Source organism: Streptomyces sp. SLBN-31 (assembly GCF_006715395.1).
GTDB lineage: Bacteria > Actinomycetota > Actinomycetes > Streptomycetales > Streptomycetaceae > Streptomyces.
Genome location: NZ_VFNC01000002.1, coordinates 1394200 through 1412685 on the forward strand (window position 1 = coordinate 1394200; position 18486 = coordinate 1412685).

Genomic DNA, 18486 nt, shown 5'->3' on the forward strand with positions numbered 1-18486 from the left:
CTACGGCCTCCTCATCAGCAGGTCCCGCAGCTCGCGCGCGTGCCGGCGGCTGACCTGGAGTTCCTCGCCGCCGACGAGCACGCTCACGGTGCCCGCGTCCAGGCGGAGTTCGCCTATGTGGCGCAGGGCCACCAGGTGGCGGCGGTGGATGCGGACGAACCCGCGGGCCCGCCAGCGGTCCTCCAGAGTGGACAGCGGTATGCGGACGAGGTGGCTGCCCTTGTCGGTGTGCAGGCGAGCGTAGTCGCCCTGGGCCTCGACGTGGGTGATGTCGTCGACGGCGACGAAGCGGGTGACGCCGCCGAGTTCGACGGGGAGGTGGTCGGGGTCGGGTTCGTGGACGGGGATGCGCGGGGTGTTGCCGGTGAGTTCGGCGGCCCGGCGGATCGCCTCGGCGAGGCGTTCCTTGCGGACCGGCTTGAGGACGTAGTCGACGGCCTTGAGGTCGAAGGCCTGCACGGCGAAGTCCTCGTGGGCGGTGACGAAGACGACCAGCGGCGGCTGGGCGAAACCGGTCAGCAGCCGGGCCAGGTCCAGGCCGTCGAGGCCGGGCATCTGGATGTCGAGGAAGACGACGTCGATCGCCTCGGGGCCGCCGGGGCCGGACTGCAGCGCCCGGTTGATGCGGCGCAGCGCCTCGGTCGCGTCGCCGGCGCCCTCGGCGCTGCCGATGCGGGGGTCGGCGTTCAGCAGGTAGAGCAGTTCCTCCAGCGAGGGACGTTCGTCGTCGACGGCGAGGGCGCGCAGCATGAACCCGGAGTGTAGGAGGAATCCGCACGGGTGGACATGTGCCGGGGCGTGGACGTTCGCGCTGGATACAGTGCCGACATGAACAGCAGGCCCGCCCCGTTCGACGAACTCGACCGGAAGATCGTCACCGCCTTGATGGCGAACGCGCGCACCAGTTTCGCCGAGATCGGCTCGGCCGTCGGGTTGTCGGCGACGGCGGTGAAGCGACGGGTGGACCGGCTGCGCGAGACCGGTGTGATCACCGGGTTCACGGCGACGGTCCGGCCGTCGGCGCTGGGCTGGCGCACGGAGGCGTACGTCGAGGTGTACTGCGAGGGGGCGGCACCGCCGCGGCGGCTGGCGGAGGTGGTGCGCAACCATCCGGAGATCACCGCGGCGATGACGGTGACCGGCGGGGCGGACGCGCTGCTGCACGTGCGGGCGCGGGACGTGGAGCACTTCGAGGAGGTGCTGGAGCGCATCCGGGTGGAGCCGTTCATCCGGAAGACGATCAGCGTGATGGTGCTGTCCCATCTGCTCCCCGAAAGCCCGGAAGCGGGCGCGACCCAGCCCGCGCCCGAATAAACATTCGTCTACGCAGCAGCCCTGCTTCTCACCGGCCAAAGACGCAGCATTCCTGCGCGGACACGCAATTGTCGTCGCTTGTCGCCCGTCTCGGTCACTTCCTACCTTGGTGTCAACCCTCAGTCGACACCCCAGGAAGCGGAGGAACCCCTCTGTGTCCGACTCCCGTGTGCCGCGCCGGCGGCGGTACCTCGTCTGCGAACCCAGACACTTCGCCGTGCAGTACGCGATCAATCACTGGATGCAACCCGATGTCCGCGTAGACGTGGACCTGGCCCACGAGCAGTGGCAGGCGCTGATCGGCGCCTACCGGGCCCACGGCCACGACGTCGACACCGTCGAGCCGGCCCCCGGCCTGCCGGACATGGTCTTCGCCGCGAACTCGGCGGTGGTCGTGGACGGCCGGGTCTTCGGCTCCCTCTTCCACGCGCCCGAGCGACGTCCGGAGTCCACGCACTACGACACCTGGTTCAAGACGGCCGGCTTCGACGTGCACCGCCCCGAGTCCGTCTGCGAGGGCGAGGGCGACCTGGTGTGGACGGGCCGGTACGTGCTGGCCGGCCACGGCTTCCGCACCACCCGGGAGGCGCACCGCGAGGTGCAGGAGTTCTTCGGCCACCCGGTGATCAGCCTGACGCTGGTGGACCCGCGTTTCTACCATCTGGACACGGCGCTTTTCGTCCTGGACGACGACAATGTCTCCTACTACCCGGAGGCTTTCTCGCCGGGCAGTCGTGAAGTGCTGGCGCGGCTGTTCCCGAACGCCGTGCTCGCCACCCTGGACGACGCGCTGGCCTTCGGCCTCAACTCCGTGTCCGACGGCCGCCACGTCTTCATCGCGCCCCAGGCCGAGGCGCTCACCACCGCCCTCGCCGACCGCGGCTATGTCCCCGTGCCCGTCGACCTGTCCGAGTTCCGCAAGGCAGGCGGCGGCATCAAGTGCTGCACCCAGGAGATCCGTTCATGACCGCTGCTGTCGACATGCGTTCGTCCGCCGAGCTGATCCGCGCCGAGGAGCCGGTCCTTGCGCACAACTACCACCCGCTGCCCGTGGTCGTCTCGCGCGCCGAGGGCACCTGGGTGGAGGACGTGGAGGGCCGCCGCTACCTGGACATGCTGGCCGGCTATTCGGCCCTGAACTTCGGCCACCGCCACCCGGCGCTGATCGAGGCCGCCCACCGCCAGCTGGACCGGCTGACCCTGACCTCGCGCGCCTTCCACAACGACCGGCTGGCCGAGTTCGCCGAGCGGCTGGCGGCGCTGACCGGCCTGGACATGGTGCTGCCGATGAACACGGGCGCCGAGGCGGTCGAGTCCGGCATCAAGGTGGCCCGCAAGTGGGCCTACGAGGTCAAGGGCGTCCCCGCCGACCGGGCCACGATCGTCGTCACCGCGGAGAACTTCCACGGCCGTACGACGACGATCGTCGGGTTCTCCACGGACGAGACCGCCCGCGCCGGCTTCGGCCCCTTCACGCCGGGCTTCAAGATCGTGCCGTACAACGACCTGGCCGCGCTGGAGGCGGCGGTCGACGACACGACGGCCGCGGTGCTGATCGAGCCCATCCAGGGCGAGGCGGGCGTCATCATCCCCGACGAGGGCTATCTGACCGGCGTACGGGAGCTGACCCGGCGCAAGGGCTGCCTCTTCGTCGCCGACGAGATCCAGTCCGGTCTCGGCCGCACCGGCCGCACCCTGGCCGTCGAGCACGAGTCGGTCGTCCCCGACCTCGTGCTGCTGGGCAAGGCGCTGGGCGGCGGCATCGTGCCGGTCTCCGCGGTGGTCGGCCGCCGGGACGTGGTCGGGGTGCTGCAGCCGGGCCAGCACGGGTCGACGTTCGGCGGGAACCCGCTGGCCGCGGCCATCGGCACCGCCGTGATCGACCTGCTGGAGACGGGCGAGTTCCAGCGCCGCGCCACCGAACTGGGCGTGGTCCTGCGCGGCGGGCTGTCGGGGCTGCTGGGCAAGGGCGTCGTCGGCTTCCGCGCGCGGGGACTGTGGGCGGGCGTCGACATCGACCCCGCCATCGGCACCGGCCGCGAGGTCAGCGCCCGGCTCATGCGCAAGGGCGTCCTGGTCAAGGACACGCACGGCTCGACGATCCGGCTGGCGCCGCCGCTGACGATCACCGGCGAGGAGCTGGAAGGCGCGCTCGGCACGCTGGCGGAGGTGCTGACCGAGGGCTCCTGACCTGCGCTCGGCGGTGGGGACGGCCGGTCCCGGACACCTCATCGGGGTCCGGGGCCGCGCCGTCCGCACGGCCGGTTTCGCACGAAGGGTGAAGACTGGGTCAAGAGGTGGTAGACCACTCTCAGCGACAGAGAGGTCGGCCGTGGGCACTCAAGAGGAGCAGGACGCTGCCGGGCAGCGGTTCGACGTGGCCGATGCCGCGCCCCTGCTGCTCGACGCCCAGGGCGTGGTGCGCAGCTGGACCCGGGACGCCGAGCGGCTGCTGGCATACACGCCCGTCGAGGTGGTGGGCAGTCCGGTGTCCGGTCTGCTGGTCCCCGACGACGCCGCCCGGGTGCCGGAGCTGGTCGAGCGGTGCCGCAGAGAGGGCGGCTGGGCGGGGCTGCTGACCGCCCGGCGCAAGGGCGGGCGGGCGGTGCGAGTGATGGCGCGCATCACGCCGGCGATGGAGCCCGGCGGTGCGCCGCGCTGGCTGGTGCTGCTCTCCGACATGACGGCCGGGGCCCGCGGCTGGGACATGAGCCGCACCGTGCTGGAGCAGATGGTGACCGGCTCGCCCGTCGGCATAGCGATCGTGGACTCCGATCTGCGGTGCGTCTGGTCCAACGCGGCCCTGGAGCAGTTCGGCGGGGGCTCGGCCGCCCGGCGGCTGGGGCGACGGCTGGCGGAGATCCAGCCGGGCATCGACTCGGAGAGCATCGAGACCCAGATGCGCCACGTGCTGGAGACCGGACGGCCGGTCGTCGGGTACGAGCACGTGGGGCATGTGCGCTCGGCGCCGCACCGGGAGACCGCGCACATGATGTCGTTCACCCGTCTCGAGGACGAGCACGGCCACCCGATGGGGGTCTACTACACGGTCGTCGACATCACCGACAAGCACCGCGCCCGCCGGCGCCTCGCCCTGCTCGACCGGGCGGGCGAGCAGATCGGCCGCACCCTGGACATCACACGGACCGCGCAGGAGCTGGCCGACGTGGCCGTGGAGGGGTTCGTGGACTACGTGTGCGTGGACCTGCTGGAGTCGGTGCTGCGGGGCGCGGAGCCGGCGACGGGGCCGCCCGTCGACACCGACCGGGTGCCGCTGCGCCGGGCAGGCCACCAGTCGGTGAACGCCGGGGTGCCGGAGGCCGTGGTGGAGATCGGCGAGGTGGCCACGTACCTCGCGGGCTCGCCGCCGATCCGCTGCCTGACCACGGGCCGGTCCTGGCGCGAGGAGCGGCTGGACCCGCTCGCCAAGGAGTGGGCGACCGACATACCGGGCGGGCGGGAGGCGACCTTCCTGGAGCTGGGCCTGCACAGCGTGATGATCGTTCCGGTGCGCGCGCGGGGCGTCACCCTGGGCGTCACCACCTTCTTCCGGCGCGGGCGGCAGGAGCCCTTCGACGCGGACGACCTGGCCCTGGCCGAGGACCTGGTGTCCCGGGCGGCCGTCTGCGTGGACAACGCCCGCCGCTACACCCGTGAACGGAACGCGGCCCTGGCACTGCAGCGCAGTCTGCTGCCGCACCGGCTGCCGGAACAGGACGCGGTGGAGGTCGCCGCCTGCTACCGGCCGGCCGACGAACTGACCGGCCTCGGCGGCGACTGGTACGACCTCATCCCGCTGTCCGGCGCGCGCGTCGCCCTGGTCGTCGGCGAGGTGCCCGGTCACGGCATCGACGCCGCCGCGGCCATGGGACGGCTGCGCACCGCCGTGCGCACCCTCGCCGCTCTCGACCTGCCGCCGGCCGAGGTCCTCGCGCACCTCGACGACCAGGTGGCCCGGACGGCCCGGGAGGAGGGCGTCGCCCCGGACGCGCCCGACGGCGTCGGCATCCAGGTCGCCGGATCCGGCTGTCTCTACGTCGTCTACGACCCCGTCGACGGACAGTGCACGATGGCGGCCGCCGGCCATCCCGCGCCCGCCGTCGTGCTGCCCGACGGCTCCGTCGCCTTCGTCGACCTGCCGCAGGGGTCGACGCTCGGTTCGGGCGGGCCGCCCTTCGAGGCGGTCGAGCTGGTTCTCGCCGAGGGCAGCACGCTCGCCCTGCACACCGACGGACTGCTCGCCCGCGACGGCGTGGAGTGGTCCCTCGACGGCGACCGCGACCGGTTGCGCCGGGCGCTGGAGCGGGCCGCGCCCTCGCTGGATCTGCGCTGCCGCACGGTGGTCGACGCGCTGATGCCGGCCCGGCCGCACGACGACGTGGCGCTGCTGATGGCCCGCACCCTGCTGCTGGGCGCCGACCAGGTCGCCGACTGGGACCTGCCCACCGATCCGGCGGTCGTCGCCGAGGCCCGCAAGGAGGCCGCCCGGCAGCTGACCGAGTGGGGCCTGGAGGACCTGGTGTTCACCACGGAACTGGTGGTGAGCGAGCTGGTCACCAACGCCATCCGGCACGCGCAGGGCCCCATCCGCCTCCGGCTGATCAGGGAGCGGGCGCTGGTCTGCGAGGTCTGCGACGGCGGTGCCACCGCCCCTCATCTGCGTCATCCGCGCACCACCGACGAGGGCGGCCGCGGCCTGCTGCTGGTCTCCCAGTTCACCGATCGCTGGGGGACCCGCTTCGTCCCCGAGGGCAAGGTGATCTGGGCCGAGCAGTCGCTGACCGGTCCCCCCACCTGATCGACGGAATCCGGACGCGGTTCGCTCGACGTGTAAAAATAGTGCAAATCCGGCGGTGAGGCGGAAGCCATGAACGATGCGGCTATCGACTATGCGGGGGTGTTCCAGTGCCTGCCGGGGATGGTGGCCCTGCTGACGCCCGACCTGGTGTACGCGGACGCCAACGAGGAGTTCCTGCGGGTGTCCGGGCGCCGGCGCGACCAGGTGGTCGGGCGTTACCTCTTCGACGTCTTCCCGGACAACCCCAACGACGGCGCCGCGTCCGGCATGCGGAACCTGGCGGCCTCACTGCAGCGGGTACTGGACACCGGCGAACGCGACGCGATGGCCCTGCAGCGCTACGACGTGGAGGACCCCGAACGTCCCGGGCAGTGGCAGGAGCGCTTCTGGAGCCCGGTCAACGCGCCGGTGCTCGACGAGGACGGCAAGGTGGTGCTGCTGGTGCACCGCGTGGAGGAGGTCACCGAGCTGATCAAGGCCCGCGGGGGCCCCACCGGCAGCCGAGCGCGGGTGCTGGAGGCCGAGCTCTACACCCGCGCACGCGAACTGCAGGAGCTCAACGAGCGACTGCGCCAGTCCCACGCCCGTGAGAGGGAGGTCGCCCTCGCCCTGCAGGAGGCGATGCTGCCCGCGTCCCGGCAGGTCGGCGACCGCCGGGCCGCCGTGCGCTACCGGCCGGCGATCGGCGCGCTGAACGTGTGCGGGGACTGGTACGACATCGTCGACCTGGTCGGCGGCAACCGCATAGGCGTGTCGGTGGGCGACGTGGTGGGCCACGGGCTGGCCGCCGCCGGGGTCATGGGCCAGCTGCGCAGCGCGCTGAGCGCCGCCTCACGCGTCGCGGCGGACCCGGCCGAGGCACTGAACGTCCTGGGCCGGTACGCGCACGTCGTCGACGGCGCCGAATCGGCCACCGCCGTCACCACGTTCATCGACTTCGACGAGCACACCATCACCTACAGCAGCGCCGGCCACCCCCCGCCCGTCCTCGTGCACGCCGACGGCCGGGTGGAGTTCCTCGACCAGGCCACCGACCCGCCGCTCGACGCCCACCCCGATCCGATGCCCAGACCGCAGGCGGCCACGACCTACTCCGCGGGCGCCACCCTCGCCCTCTACACCGACGGTCTGGTCGAGCGCCGCCGCGAGGACATCGGCACCGGGCTGGACCGCCTCGCCGAGGCTCTGGCCCGCCACCGCGCCCTGGACGCCGAGTCCCTGGCGGACGAGGTCCTGCTGGAGCTGCTGCCGCCGGGGGGCGCGACCGACGACACGGCGCTGGTGATCGTACGGCTGTGAGGCGCGACGGTCAGACGGCGGGCTTCTCCCACACCGAGACGTGCCTCGGGCTGTCGCCGGTGAAGGGGGTGCGCGCCCAGTCCTCCCAGCGGTCGCGCAGCCGCAGTCCGGCCAGCCGGGCCATCAGGTCCAGCTCGGCCGGCCACACGTAGCGGAACGGGATGGACCAGTGCTCGGCGCGTCCGTCGACGACGGTGACGTAGTTCGAGCTCATGGCCTGGGTGGCCAGATCGTAGGTGTCGAAGGCACACTTGGTCTCGCCGATGTGGAACGGCACGGCGTTCTGCCCGGGCGGCAGCTTGCGCAGTTCGGGCACCATCACCTCCACCACGAAGCAGGCGCCCGGCCCGAGATGCCGGGCGACGTTGCGGAAGCACTCCACCTGGGCGTCCTGCGTGGTCAAGTTCATGATCGTGTTGAAGACCAGGTAGGCGACGGAGAACTCGCCGTCCACCCGGGTCGTGGCGAAGTCCCCGATCGTCACCCCGATGTCCGCGCCGCCCTCCTTGGCCCGCAGCCGGTCCACCATCGCGCGGGACAGGTCGATGCCGTGCACCGGCACGCCGCGGCGGGCGAGCGGCAGCGCGATCCGGCCGGTGCCGATGCCGAGTTCGAGCGCCCTGCCGTCGCCGGCGAGCCCGGCCAGCACGTCGACCACCGGGCCGACGGTCTCGGGGCGGAACATGTCGGCCGCCGAGTCGTCGTAGCCGGCCGCGATCTCTTCTCCGAAGTAGCCGTCCTCATCGAGCATTTGGGGACCGTACCGCCGCCGGCCCGGTCGGCGCGCGGAGTTTTCTGCCGGGAAGATCACGCCAAACAGGTGCGATCGACTTGCCTCGTGTCGATCAGTGACAGGAGGCTGGTCGGGCAGGCGTTCCCCGCGCATGCGACACGGCGTCCGCCGTGTTCCGGCGAACTGCGCCTGCACATACACTGGCAGCCCCACGACACGCCGGTTGACCTGCTGGAACGCGGCGGCCGAGGCGATCCGCCGGAGTGAGGAGCGTCCCCTTTGTTCTACTACGTGCTCAAATACGTGTTGCTGGGACCCCTGCTGAGACTGTTCTTCCGGCCTCGTATCGAAGGCCTCGAACACGTCCCGGACGAAGGCCCCGCCATCATCGCGGGCAACCACCTGTCCTTCTCCGACCACTTCCTGATGCCGGCCATGCTCAAGCGCCGCATCACCTTCCTGGCGAAGAAGGAGTACTTCACCGGTCCCGGCGTCAAGGGCCGGCTCACCGCGGCCTTCTTCCGCAGCGCCGGGCAGATCCCGGTCGACCGCACGGGCAAGGAGGCGGGTCAGGCCGCCATCCGCGAGGGCCTGGGCGTACTGCGCAAGAACGAACTGCTCGGCATCTACCCCGAGGGCACCCGCTCGCACGACGGCCGCCTGTACAAGGGCAAGGTCGGCGTGGCGGTGATGGCGCTCAAGGCACAGGTTCCGGTCATCCCCTGCGCGATGATCGGCACCTTCGAGGCGCAGCCGCCGGGGAAGGTCATCCCCAATCTCCACCCGGTCGTCATCCGCTTCGGCAAGCCCCTCGACTTCTCCCGCTATGCCGGCATGGAGAACGAGAAGGCGATCCTGCGCGCCGTCACCGACGAGATCATGTACGCGATCCTGTCGCTGTCGGAGCAGGAGTACGTCGACGAGTACGCGGCCGTCGCGAAGGCGCAGCAGGCGGAGGCGAAGCGCGCGAGGGAGCGCAAGTTCCCACGTGCTCCGCTGAGTTGACCACGCAGGTATGAAGGAGGGGCGGCCGGAGGAGTTCCGGCCGCCCCTTGCTTCGCCGAACCGGTGGCTACGGCTTGGGCGTGGCGTGCGGGGTGCAGGTCACGTCGGCGCCGTCCAGCTTGCCGGTGAGCAGGTAGGTGTCCACCCGCTGGTTGATGCACGGGTTGAGCAGACCGGTCACACCGTGCGAGCCCGCGTCCTTCTCGGTGATCAGGCGGGAGCCCTTGAAGCGGTGGTGCAGTTCGACGGCGCCGTCGTAGGGGGTGGCGGCGTCATGGGTGGACTGCACGATCATGACCGGCGGCAGGCCCTTGTGGGTCTTGACGTTCACGGGCGTCTGCTGCTTGACCGGCCAGGTGGCGCACGGCAGGTTCATCCATGCGTTGGCCCAGGTCATGAACGGGTAGTTCTTGTTGAGCTCGGTGTTGTCCTTGTCCCACTTCTTCCAGCTGGTGGGCCACTTGGCGTCGGTGCACTCGACGGCCGTGTAGACGGCGTTGCCGTTCTCCGCGGATATGTTGCCCGCGGTGTCCGACATGTCGGGGGCGGCGGCATCGACCAGCGCCTGGGTGTCACCGGCGACGACCTTGCTGAAGACGGTCGCGATCGGCACCCACGAGGAGTCGTAGTACGGGGCGCTCTGGAAGAAGGAGATCAGCTCGGCCGGGCCGACCACCCCGCCGATGGGGCTCTTCTTGGCGGTGGCGCGCAGCTGGAGCCACTTGGCCTGGACGGCGTCGCGGGTGGTGCCGAGGTGGAAGGCGGCGTCGTTGGCGGCGACCCAGTCCTCCCAGTCCTTCCAGCGGCCCTCGAAGGCGACGTCCTGGTCCAGGTTGGCCTGGTACCAGATCTTCTCGCGGGAGGGGTTGACGACGCTGTCCACGATCATGCGGCGCAGGTGGCCCGGGAACATCGTGCCGTAGACGGCGCCGATGTAGGTGCCGTAGGAGACGCCCAGGTAGTTGAGCTTCTTCTCGCCGAGCGCGGCACGGATGACGTCCAGGTCGCGCACGGTGTTGGGCGTGGTCATCTGCTGGAGCATCGCCTTGCCGCTGCGCTCGGCGCAGCCCTCGGCGTACTCGCGGGCCAGCTTGCGCTGGGCCGCCTTGTCGGCCTCGCTGTCCGGCACCGGGTCCATCTTGGGCGCCTTGACGAACTCCTGCGGGTCGATGCAGGAGATGGGCGCCGAGTGGCCGACGCCGCGCGGGTCGAAGCCCACGAAGTCATAGGCCTTGGCCGCGTTGGCCCAGATCGGGTTCTTGTTGGTGACGCGGGTCGGGAAGCGCATGCCGGACCCGCCGGGACCGCCCGGGTTGTAGACGAGGGCGCCCTGGCGCTCCTCCTTGGTCCCCGTGTTGCCGATGCGGTCGACGGCGAGCTTGAGCTGCTTGCCGTACGGGTGCGCGTAGTCGAGCGGGACGCTGACCCAGCCGCACTGGATGGGCTTGGCGAAGCCCCAGTCGGCCGGGCAGTCCTGCCAGTCGATGCCGGCCTTCGCGGCCCGGTCGGCGGCGATGGCGGCGCCCCGTGCCTCGCGGTCCCGCCCGTGCCCCGCGCTCGCGCTGGCGGTGGGCGCCGCGACGGCCCCGGCCATCAGCGTCGCCGTCACGAGCACTCCGGCCGAACCGAGCGCCGTGGTACGCCTCTTGGCTCTGTTGCCCCTCAAGTGGGACCTCCCCCTCCATCTGTTCGATTGACAGAGGGATCCTCGCGGCTGTGTGCTGCCTGAGAACAGAGGCTGTTGACCTTCTTTACCATTCCGATAAACGGTGAGGCGTGTCCCGCTCAGCGGAACGTCACGCGTTCAGCCCGGCCAACGTCTCGTCCAGCACGCGGCGCAGGCGCAGCGCGTCCTCCGCCACGGCGCTCACGAGCACGGCGGGCCCGGCCAGCGGCACGAGCACAGCCCCCTCCCCCAGCACCCGGGCCGGCACCGCTTCCTTGCCGAACTCCGGTCGCACGACCACCAGTTGACCCACGGCCCGGTACCCGCCCAGCACGGCGGGCCCGTCCCAGCCACCGGGCGCCCCCGGCCCGCACCCGAGCTCCTGGTCGAGCACGGTACGACCGGCAACCCGAACGGTGAGACGGCTGCCGAGCCGTCCGGGTTGCTCCCCCACCCGTCCGAGTACCTGCTCCTCGCGCAGGACGAGACGCGCGCCGGCGCCGGCGTCCACCCGGGTGGCGACCCGCAGATCACTTCCGCCGGCACAGATCAACTGCTCGGGCAGCCAGACCAGTTCGGCGCCGTCGGCCACCTCCAGCCGGACGTCGTACCGCGCCTCCTGCTTCGCCTGCCCGGGCAGGGCGATGGTGGCGGCGGCGGACCCGACCCGCAGCCGGGCCCCGTCCTCCACACCGCACTCGACCCGGAAGCGGTCTCCGCCGAGCGGCCCGCTCATCGCCCCGACGAGCATCACGCGGGCCTCACGGCCGCTCCCCCTGGTCCGCCGCAGGGCGAGCGGCCCCTCCCCCTCCAGCACGGGCAGCGAGGTGCCGCCCCGCCCGTCCGCCGTCGCCCGGATGCGTGCGGTGGCCCGCACTCCGCCCATGGTCACGCCGTCCAGGCGGCGAGCCGGGCCCGCACCCACGCGGCCACGTCCCGCACGCCGCTCTCGCTCCTGAGCGACTGGAAGACGACGGGCAGTTCGGCACGCTGCGCCTTCGCGTCGGCGGCCATCCGTGCGAGGTCGGAGCCGACGTGGGGCGCGAGGTCCGTCTTGTTGACGACGAGCAGATCGGCGGTGGTCACGCCCGGTCCGCCCTTGCGCGGGATGTCGTCGCCGCCCGCCACGTCGATGACGAAGATCTGCGCGTCCACGAGCCCCTTGGAGAAGGTCGCGGTGAGGTTGTCGCCGCCGGACTCGACCAGGATCAGGTCCAACGGCCCGACCTCGTCCTCCAGATCCTCCACGGCCTCCAGGTTCGCGGAGATGTCGTCCCGGATGGCGGTGTGCGGACAGGCCCCCGTCTCCACGGCGGCGATCCGCTCGGGCGGCAGCACGGCCTCCCGCAACAGGAAGTCGGCATCCTCCCGCGTGTAGATGTCGTTGGTCACGACGGCGAGGGACAACTCCTCGCGCAGCGCCCGGCACAGGGCGGCGACGGTCGCGGTCTTCCCGGAGCCGACGGGACCGCCGAGCCCGATCCGCAGGGCCCGCCGCGATCCGTCGGGACGACGGGCGTCGGCACTGACTGCGGAGGGGCCGTCGTGGGAGTGGTCGAGGTGCATGGGGTGACTCCTACGGTCATTCGGACGTGAGGGACTAGGAGGCGAACAGCCGCATGGGCCAGGCGGCGTGGAACTCCGCGCCGATCTCCAGCAGCGGCGCGGACCCCGCGGGCAACGCGTCGACTCCCTCGTCGAGCACCTGCCGGGCCGCCTCGACCGCCCGGTCCGCCACCCGGTCGACCTCCGGGGCCAGCCGGGCCAGCACTCCGGTGGCGTCGAACGGGTCGAGGCTCAGCAGCCGCACCGTGGCACTCGCCGGCCCGCTCACGCTCTCGTACGCCGCGCAGTGGGCGGCGTCGACGGGCTCGAGGCCGGCCGCCCTGGCCACCAGCCCCAGCACCACCGGCTGGTGGGCGCCCTTCGGGAACTGCCGTGCCATGGCGTCGAGTTCGTCCGAGGGCCAGGTGGCCCGGGCGGCCCGCGTGAGCTGCCGGCCGAGCCTGCGCGCGGCGACGCGGAGTGCGGGGGACGGTGTTCGGGCATCGGCGGCCGCGTCCAACTCCCCCGCATCCGCGCCGAGTACGGCGGCCGCGGCCAGCGAGGCGGCGACCAGGCCGGCCGTGTGCAGCCGGCCCCGGCAGAAACCCTCAAGGCTCGCGGCTCCGGTGATCCGTCCCGCCTTCACCGCGGCCTCGGCCCCGCCGGAGTGCGCGTGCCCTCCGGCGGGAAACCGGCCGTCGGCCAGCACGAGCAGCGCCGTCCTGGACATCAGAAGAGGAAGTAACGCTGGGCCATGGGCAGTTCGGCCGCGGGCGTGGCCTCGACCAGCTCTCCGTCGATGCGCACCGCGAAACTGTCGGGATCGACCTCCACGCGCGGCCGCGCGTCGTTCTCCCGCATGTCGGCCTTGGTGACCCCGCGGGTCGACTCGATGGCCACGAACCGCTTCCCGAGCTGCAACCGCTCCGGCAGCCCGTCCTCGATGGCCAACGGCGCAAAGAAGTTGAAGGAGTTGGCGGCCGGGGCCCGCCCGATCGCCCCGTACATCGGCCGGGGCAGGATCGGCTGCGGGGTCGGGATGGAGGCGTTGGCGTCGCCCATCTGCGCGTAGGCGATCTGGCCGCCCTTGATCACGAGGTGTGGCTTGACGCCGAAGAACGCCGGTTCCCACAGCACCAGGTCGGCGAGCTTCCCGGTCTCCACCGAGCCGATCTCACGGGCCAGGCCCTGCGCGAGCGCGGGGTTGATCGTGTACTTGGCGACATAGCGGCGTACCCGGCGGTTGTCGGCCCGTCCGTCGCCTGGCAGCGTCCCCCGCCTGCGCTTCATCACGTGCGCCGTCTGCCAGGTGCGCAGGACGACCTCGCCGACCCGGCCCATGGCCTGAGAGTCGGACGAGATGATCGAGATGGCGCCGAGATCGTGCAGGATGTCCTCCGCCCCGATCGTCGAGGGGCGGATGCGCGACTCGGCGAACGCGAGGTCCTCCGGCACCGCCGGGTTGAGGTGGTGGCAGACCATCAGCATGTCGAGGTGTTCCTCGGCGGTGTTGACGGTGAAGGGCCGCGTCGGGTTCGTCGAGCTCGGCAGCACGTGCGGCTCCGAGACGACGGTCATGATGTCGGGCGCGTGCCCGCCGCCCGCGCCCTCGGTGTGGTACGCGTGGATGCCGCGGCCGTTGATCGCGGCGAGCGTGTCGCCGACGAACCCGGCCTCGTTCAGGGTGTCGGTGTGGATGGCGACCTGGATGCCCGTCCGGTCGGCCACCGTCAGCGAGGCGTCGATGACGGCCGGCGTCGAGCCCCAGTCCTCGTGCAGCTTCAGTCCCACCGCGCCGCCGCGGATCTGCGAGAGCATCGCCTCGTGCGAGACGGTGTTGCCCTTGCCGAGGAAGCCGATGTTGAGCGGGTACTGCTCCATCGCCTCCAGCATGCGCGCCAGGTGCCAGGGGCCCGGCGTGACCGTCGTGGCCTTGGAGCCCTCGGCCGGGCCCGTGCCGCCGCCCACGAGCGTCGTGACACCGGCGGACAGTGCCTCGTCGGCGATCTGCGGGCAGATGAAGTGCACGTGGGCGTCGACCGCGCCCGCGGTCAGGATGCGCCCGTTGCCGGCGATGACCTCGGTCTCCGGGCCGATCACCAGGTCCGGGTGGACCCCGTCCATGGTGTCGGGGTTGCCCGCCTTGCCGATGCCGGTGATCCGGCCGTCCCGGATGCCGACGTCGGCCTTGACGACGCCCCAGTGGTCGATGATCACCGCACCGGTGACGACCGTGTCCGGGGTGCCCTCCGCGCGTGTGGCACGTGACTGGCCCATGGACTCGCGGATGACCTTGCCGCCGCCGAACACCGCCTCCTCACCGGCGCGCCCGGGCCCGCCGCAGCGGTCCTCCTCGATCTCTACGATCAGGTCGGTGTCGGCGAGCCGGATGCGGTCGCCGGTGGTCGGGCCGAACAGGTCGGCGTAAGCGGCGCGGGAGATCTCAGGCATCGAGGGCACCTCCGGTCTCCCCGCGCAGGCCGGGCACGACACGGGCGCCGCCAAGGGGGACGAGTTCGACGTCGACGGGGATGCCGGGCTCGAAACGCACCGCCGTACCGGCAGCGATGTTGAGCCGCTTGCCGCGGGCGGCGGCGCGGTCGAAGTCCAGGCCGGGGTTGGCCTCGGCGAAGTGGTAGTGGGAGCCGACCTGGACCGGCCGGTCGGCGGCGTTCAGGACGGTGAGGCGGGTGACCTCGCGGCCCGCGTTGTAGACGATCGGGTCCTCGGCGAAGAGAGTCTCTCCGGGAATCACGGCGGCCTCCCCGTCAGACGATCGGGTCGTGGACGGTGACGAGCTTGGTGCCGTCGGGGAAGGTGGCCTCGACCTGGACGTCGTGGATCATTTCGGGCACGCCTTCCATGACGTCGTCCCGGGTGAGCAGCCCGCGTCCGGAGGCCATGAGCTCGGCGACGCCGCGGCCGTCCCGGGCGCCCTCCAGGATGTGCGACGTGATGAGGGCGACCGCCTCGGGATGGTTGAGCTTGAGCCCCCGGGCCCGGCGCTTCTCCGCCACGTCGGCCGCCACGTGGATCAGCAGCCTCTCTTGCTCGTGCGGGGTCAGTTGCACGTCCCACCTCACAGTCTCGCTCCGGACCGTACGGGTCCGGTTGCCGCGGCCACGGGCCAAAGTGCCTGGTGGCGTGGAGGGGCAGGCTAGTTGGGTGGGGTTTCAAACAAGTTAACCGTATACGCGCGGGCCTCGCCGGAGTGCGGACCCGGTGGGCTACGAGGGCCCGGTGCCCCGGTGGTGCGCCGCGATGCCGAAGCGCTGCTGTTCGCGGGGAGCGGACGCGACGTCGCGCGCGTTCGACACCGAGCTGATCACCTGCTCGTCGTCGGACTCCTGGAGCTTTTCGAGCCGTTCCAGGTCGGCGGCGGAGACAAGGGCGACGAGGGGCTTGCCGTGCCGTGTCACGACGACACGCTCACCGCCGTACACCACCCGGTTGATCAGATCGGCGAGCTCAGCCCTGGCTTGGGTCACCGGAATCTCGTAGGCCATACCCCCATCATAACGTCACGTACATCCTGTACATTTTTTACAGAGACAGCCGCGTGAGAGATCGCACTGCCGCGAGAAGGGGCACGCCATGACCCGACCGTCCGCCCGTTACGTCCTGCCCGAGTTCACCGAGCGCACGAGCTTCGGGCTCAAGACGATGGATCCGTACTCGAAGCTGCTGGAGGAACGGATCGTGTTCCTCGGGACGCAGATCGACGACACCTCGGCCAACGACGTGATGGCGCAGTTCATGCACCTCGAGTACCAGGACCCGGACCGCGACATCTCGCTGTACATCAACTCCCCGGGCGGCTCGTTCACCGCCATGTCGGCGATCTACGACACGATCCAGTACGTCGGCTGCGACGTGGAGACGATCTGCCTGGGGCAGGCGGGCTCCTCGGCGGCGGTGCTGCTGGCGGCCGGCACACCGGGCAAGCGGTCCGCGCTGCCGGGCGCGCGCATGGTCATCCGTCAGCCCGCCCTGTACGAACCGGTGCAGGGGCAGGCCAGCGACCTGGCCATCCAGGCCGACGAGCTGTCACGGCTGCGGACCCGCCTGGAGGAGATGCTTGTACGGCACACCGGGCGGTCCCGGGAGCAGGTGACCGAGGACATCGAGCGCGACAAGATCCTCGACGCCCAGGAGGCGGTGGAGTACGGGCTGGTGGACCGGATCGTCCCCAGCCGCAGGTCCACCCTCGCGCCGCCCACGGGGAGGTGAGCGGCCGGTGCTGCCACCCGAGCTCCCGCCGCTGCCCGCCCTCACGCGGGCCGAGGGCGAGTTGATCGACCGTTATCTCGACGTCGTCGACCTGCTCGGCCGTATCAATCCCGCGCACCACGGAGACACCTATCGCGGGCTGCGCGCCGCTCAGGCGCTGGTGACCAAGGCGGCCGAACTGCGCGACGCCCTGGTGCTCATGCACCAGCGGGGCGAGACCGAACTGCACGCCCCCACGCTGGGTCGGGCCATGCGGGTGCTGGACGGTGAGCGGCGGACGGCACGGGTCACCGTGCCGCCGCGGTCCGACAGTTGACGCGAGCGTCCGGACCGGTCTTGAAACGGACCAAACGGCGTACCCCCTTTTGGAGTAGACGCGGCTGCAGTTTCGGGACCGTTCCAGTTGCGCAACACGCGTAGGCAAGGGGCGGAATGGGACGTTCCGCCCCTGGTCCGGGGCTCCTCGGTGCCGCGACGGCTGTTCGAAAAACAGGGTGTCCACCCGAACGGGTGAGTGGTGAGTAACGCCACAAATCCCCGATTCCATTGGGATTTTCGGACATCCGTGAGTCAAGATCCCTGTCTGACGACAAGCCCCCGCCGCAGCGGCGGGGCGATCCGGGCGGACGCCGAGTCCTGCCGCCGCCCGGATGACCGGTCGACAGGAGTGGATCGGCAGGAGTGGAGGACCCAAGCACGACGGGTCGCCGACACGGTCACGCCATGGCCGGGCCGAGCAGCCCTTGGGGTGAAGCCGCGCATGCGGCCGGGCAACTTCGCCAGCCCGAATCCGACAGGTCATCCTTCACAGGCGGCTGACGAAGGGTTGCGCATGACTGCGCTCAATCGTGTCCCGTCGCTGATGGTCCGGGCCGGCACGGCCTCGGCTCTCACCCTCGCCGCCGTGGGCGGCTCCGTCGTGATCCCGGGCATCGCCACCGACGCCTCGGCCGCGACGACGGCGACGAAGGCGCTTCAGGTAGCGGCGTCCAAAAAGGGATCCCCGTACAAGTGGGGCGCCACCGGACCGCGCCGCTTCGACTGCTCGGGGCTCACGCTGTACTCGTTCAAGAAGGCCGGCAAGAAACTGCCTCGTACGGCCGCCCAGCAGTACAACAAGACCCACCACATCTCCGCGAGCCACCGCAAGGCCGGAGACCTGGTGTTCTTCCACTCGGGCTCGAACGTCTACCACGTGGGCATCTACGCCGGGAAGGGGAAGATCTGGCACGCCCCGAAGACCGGGGACGTCGTGAAGCTCCAGAAGATCTGGACCAGGAGCGTCTGGTACGGCCGGGTCAGCTGACTCTCCCGTGGGGGTGGCGGCATCCTGACCTGCCGTCACCCCCACGGGGCTCGACACTTCCCTCGCACCCGGGCGTATCGCGCCCGGGCGTCTTGGTTCACGGCTCCTGCTGCCCCGCCGTGACGGGCTGGGCCGGAACGGTCCACGGCAGTTCGATGGAGACCGTCTTGCCGCCCTCTCTCGTGGGCCGCACCCGCAGCTTGCCGCCGCACTCGGCCGCCAGCCAGCGGATGATCACCATGCCCCGCCCGTTGTCCTGCTGGACCGCGGCCGGCAGCCGCTTGGGGAAGCGCGGGTGGCTGTCGGTGACGCCGACGCGCAGTTGCTCGTCACGGTCGAGCCGAAGGTCCACCGTGAAGGTGGGAGACTGCCCGAAGGTGTGCTGTACCGCGTTGGTGGCCAGTTCGGAGACAATGAGGCGGATCGTCTCGGCCGCTTCGGTGTGGGCGGGCAGACCCCATTCCGCCAGTGTGGTGACCACGTAGCCGCGGGCGGCGGAGACCGAGGCCGGCTCGCTCGGCAGAGTGACGGATGCTTCCAGATGGTCTGCCATGGCGACGTCGTCCCTTTCCCGCGGGACCGGAGTCCGA

General features: G+C 71.2%; 20 protein-coding genes and 1 riboswitch. Of the genes, 9 read left to right on the forward strand and 11 right to left on the reverse strand.

What is annotated here, in order from left to right; all coding sequences use genetic code 11:
• A complete protein-coding gene (locus FBY22_RS26320) occupies positions 1 to 750 on the reverse strand; it encodes a LytTR family DNA-binding domain-containing protein (protein WP_142149961.1) in 750 nt (249 codons plus the stop codon).
• 78 nt (positions 751 to 828) lie between these two features.
• Here FBY22_RS26320 and FBY22_RS26325 point away from each other — a divergent pair, with 78 nt between their 5' ends.
• The 5 genes from FBY22_RS26325 (at position 829) to FBY22_RS26345 (ending at position 7411) form a co-directional block, all read left to right on the forward strand.
• Positions 829 to 1314 carry an Lrp/AsnC family transcriptional regulator gene (locus FBY22_RS26325; RefSeq protein WP_142149963.1) on the forward strand — a complete coding sequence of 162 codons (486 nt, stop codon included), beginning with the start codon at positions 829 to 831 and terminating at the stop codon, positions 1312 to 1314.
• 154 nt (positions 1315 to 1468) lie between these two features.
• Complete coding sequence (gene ddaH, locus FBY22_RS26330; protein WP_142149965.1) at positions 1469 to 2281, forward strand: dimethylargininase; 813 nt, start codon at positions 1469 to 1471, stop codon at positions 2279 to 2281.
• On the forward strand, positions 2278 to 3504 hold the full coding sequence (gene rocD / locus FBY22_RS26335; RefSeq protein ID WP_142149967.1) for an ornithine--oxo-acid transaminase: 1227 nt from the start codon (positions 2278 to 2280) through the stop codon (positions 3502 to 3504). The genes ddaH and rocD overlap by 4 nt, the downstream gene beginning before the upstream one ends.
• Before the next feature lie 142 nt (positions 3505 to 3646).
• On the forward strand, positions 3647 to 6112 hold the full coding sequence (locus FBY22_RS26340) for a SpoIIE family protein phosphatase (RefSeq protein WP_142149969.1): 2466 nt from the start codon (positions 3647 to 3649) through the stop codon (positions 6110 to 6112).
• A 69-nt stretch (positions 6113 to 6181) separates the two neighbouring features.
• Positions 6182 to 7411, forward strand: a complete 1230-nt coding sequence (locus FBY22_RS26345; RefSeq protein WP_142149971.1) for a PP2C family protein-serine/threonine phosphatase — start codon at positions 6182 to 6184, stop codon at positions 7409 to 7411.
• Positions 7412 to 7421: 10 nt separating this feature from the next.
• Here FBY22_RS26345 and FBY22_RS26350 read toward each other — a convergent pair whose 3' ends face one another.
• Complete coding sequence (locus FBY22_RS26350; RefSeq protein ID WP_142149973.1) at positions 7422 to 8162, reverse strand: class I SAM-dependent methyltransferase; 741 nt, start codon at positions 8160 to 8162, stop codon at positions 7422 to 7424.
• A 261-nt stretch (positions 8163 to 8423) separates the two neighbouring features.
• Here FBY22_RS26350 and FBY22_RS26355 point away from each other — a divergent pair, with 261 nt between their 5' ends.
• Entirely contained in the window at positions 8424 to 9149 is a 726-nt protein-coding gene (locus tag FBY22_RS26355) for a 1-acyl-sn-glycerol-3-phosphate acyltransferase (RefSeq protein ID WP_142149975.1), read from the forward strand.
• A 67-nt stretch (positions 9150 to 9216) separates the two neighbouring features.
• Here the strand turns inward: FBY22_RS26355 and FBY22_RS26360 are convergent, their stop codons facing one another.
• The 8 genes from FBY22_RS26360 to FBY22_RS26395 form a co-directional block, all read right to left on the reverse strand.
• Positions 9217 to 10815: an alpha/beta hydrolase gene (locus FBY22_RS26360; protein WP_142149977.1), complete on the reverse strand. Its 1599-nt coding sequence runs from the start codon at positions 10813 to 10815 to the stop codon at positions 9217 to 9219.
• Positions 10816 to 10945: 130 nt separating this feature from the next.
• Positions 10946 to 11701 carry an urease accessory protein UreD gene (locus tag FBY22_RS26365; RefSeq protein ID WP_174267377.1) on the reverse strand — a complete coding sequence of 252 codons (756 nt, stop codon included), beginning with the start codon at positions 11699 to 11701 and terminating at the stop codon, positions 10946 to 10948.
• Positions 11702 to 11703: 2 nt separating this feature from the next.
• Positions 11704 to 12381, reverse strand: coding sequence for an urease accessory protein UreG (ureG, locus tag FBY22_RS26370; protein WP_142149981.1), 678 nt, complete (start codon positions 12379 to 12381; stop codon positions 11704 to 11706).
• Between the two features lie 34 nt (positions 12382 to 12415).
• Positions 12416 to 13090, reverse strand: coding sequence for an urease accessory protein UreF (locus FBY22_RS26375; protein WP_142149983.1), 675 nt, complete (start codon positions 13088 to 13090; stop codon positions 12416 to 12418).
• Positions 13090 to 14811, reverse strand: coding sequence for an urease subunit alpha (locus tag FBY22_RS26380; RefSeq protein WP_142149984.1), 1722 nt, complete (start codon positions 14809 to 14811; stop codon positions 13090 to 13092). The genes FBY22_RS26375 and FBY22_RS26380 overlap by 1 nt, the downstream gene beginning before the upstream one ends.
• On the reverse strand, positions 14804 to 15115 hold the full coding sequence (locus FBY22_RS26385) for an urease subunit beta (protein ID WP_142149986.1): 312 nt from the start codon (positions 15113 to 15115) through the stop codon (positions 14804 to 14806). The genes FBY22_RS26380 and FBY22_RS26385 overlap by 8 nt, the downstream gene beginning before the upstream one ends.
• Positions 15116 to 15128: 13 nt before the next feature.
• Complete coding sequence (locus tag FBY22_RS26390) at positions 15129 to 15431, reverse strand: urease subunit gamma (RefSeq protein ID WP_142149988.1); 303 nt, start codon at positions 15429 to 15431, stop codon at positions 15129 to 15131.
• Positions 15432 to 15587: 156 nt separating this feature from the next.
• Entirely contained in the window at positions 15588 to 15866 is a 279-nt protein-coding gene (locus tag FBY22_RS26395) for a type II toxin-antitoxin system Phd/YefM family antitoxin (protein WP_142149990.1), read from the reverse strand.
• Positions 15867 to 15954: 88 nt separating this feature from the next.
• Between FBY22_RS26395 and FBY22_RS26400 the strand changes: the two genes are divergently transcribed.
• The 3 genes from FBY22_RS26400 to FBY22_RS26410 all read left to right on the forward strand — a co-directional run bounded on the left by FBY22_RS26400 (position 15955) and on the right by FBY22_RS26410 (position 17896).
• Positions 15955 to 16590: an ATP-dependent Clp protease proteolytic subunit gene (locus tag FBY22_RS26400; RefSeq protein WP_142149992.1), complete on the forward strand. Its 636-nt coding sequence runs from the start codon at positions 15955 to 15957 to the stop codon at positions 16588 to 16590.
• 7 nt (positions 16591 to 16597) lie between these two features.
• A complete protein-coding gene (locus FBY22_RS26405) occupies positions 16598 to 16906 on the forward strand; it encodes a hypothetical protein (RefSeq protein WP_142149994.1) in 309 nt (102 codons plus the stop codon).
• Positions 16907 to 17207: 301 nt separating this feature from the next.
• Positions 17208 to 17419: riboswitch (cyclic di-AMP (ydaO/yuaA leader) on the forward strand.
• Between the two features lie 3 nt (positions 17420 to 17422).
• Positions 17423 to 17896: a C40 family peptidase gene (locus FBY22_RS26410; RefSeq protein WP_142149997.1), complete on the forward strand. Its 474-nt coding sequence runs from the start codon at positions 17423 to 17425 to the stop codon at positions 17894 to 17896.
• Between the two features lie 97 nt (positions 17897 to 17993).
• On the opposite strand, the gene FBY22_RS26415 is transcribed toward FBY22_RS26410, so the two are convergent.
• Positions 17994 to 18449, reverse strand: coding sequence for an ATP-binding protein (locus FBY22_RS26415; protein ID WP_142149999.1), 456 nt, complete (start codon positions 18447 to 18449; stop codon positions 17994 to 17996).
• Between the last annotated feature and the right edge of the window lie 37 nt (positions 18450 to 18486).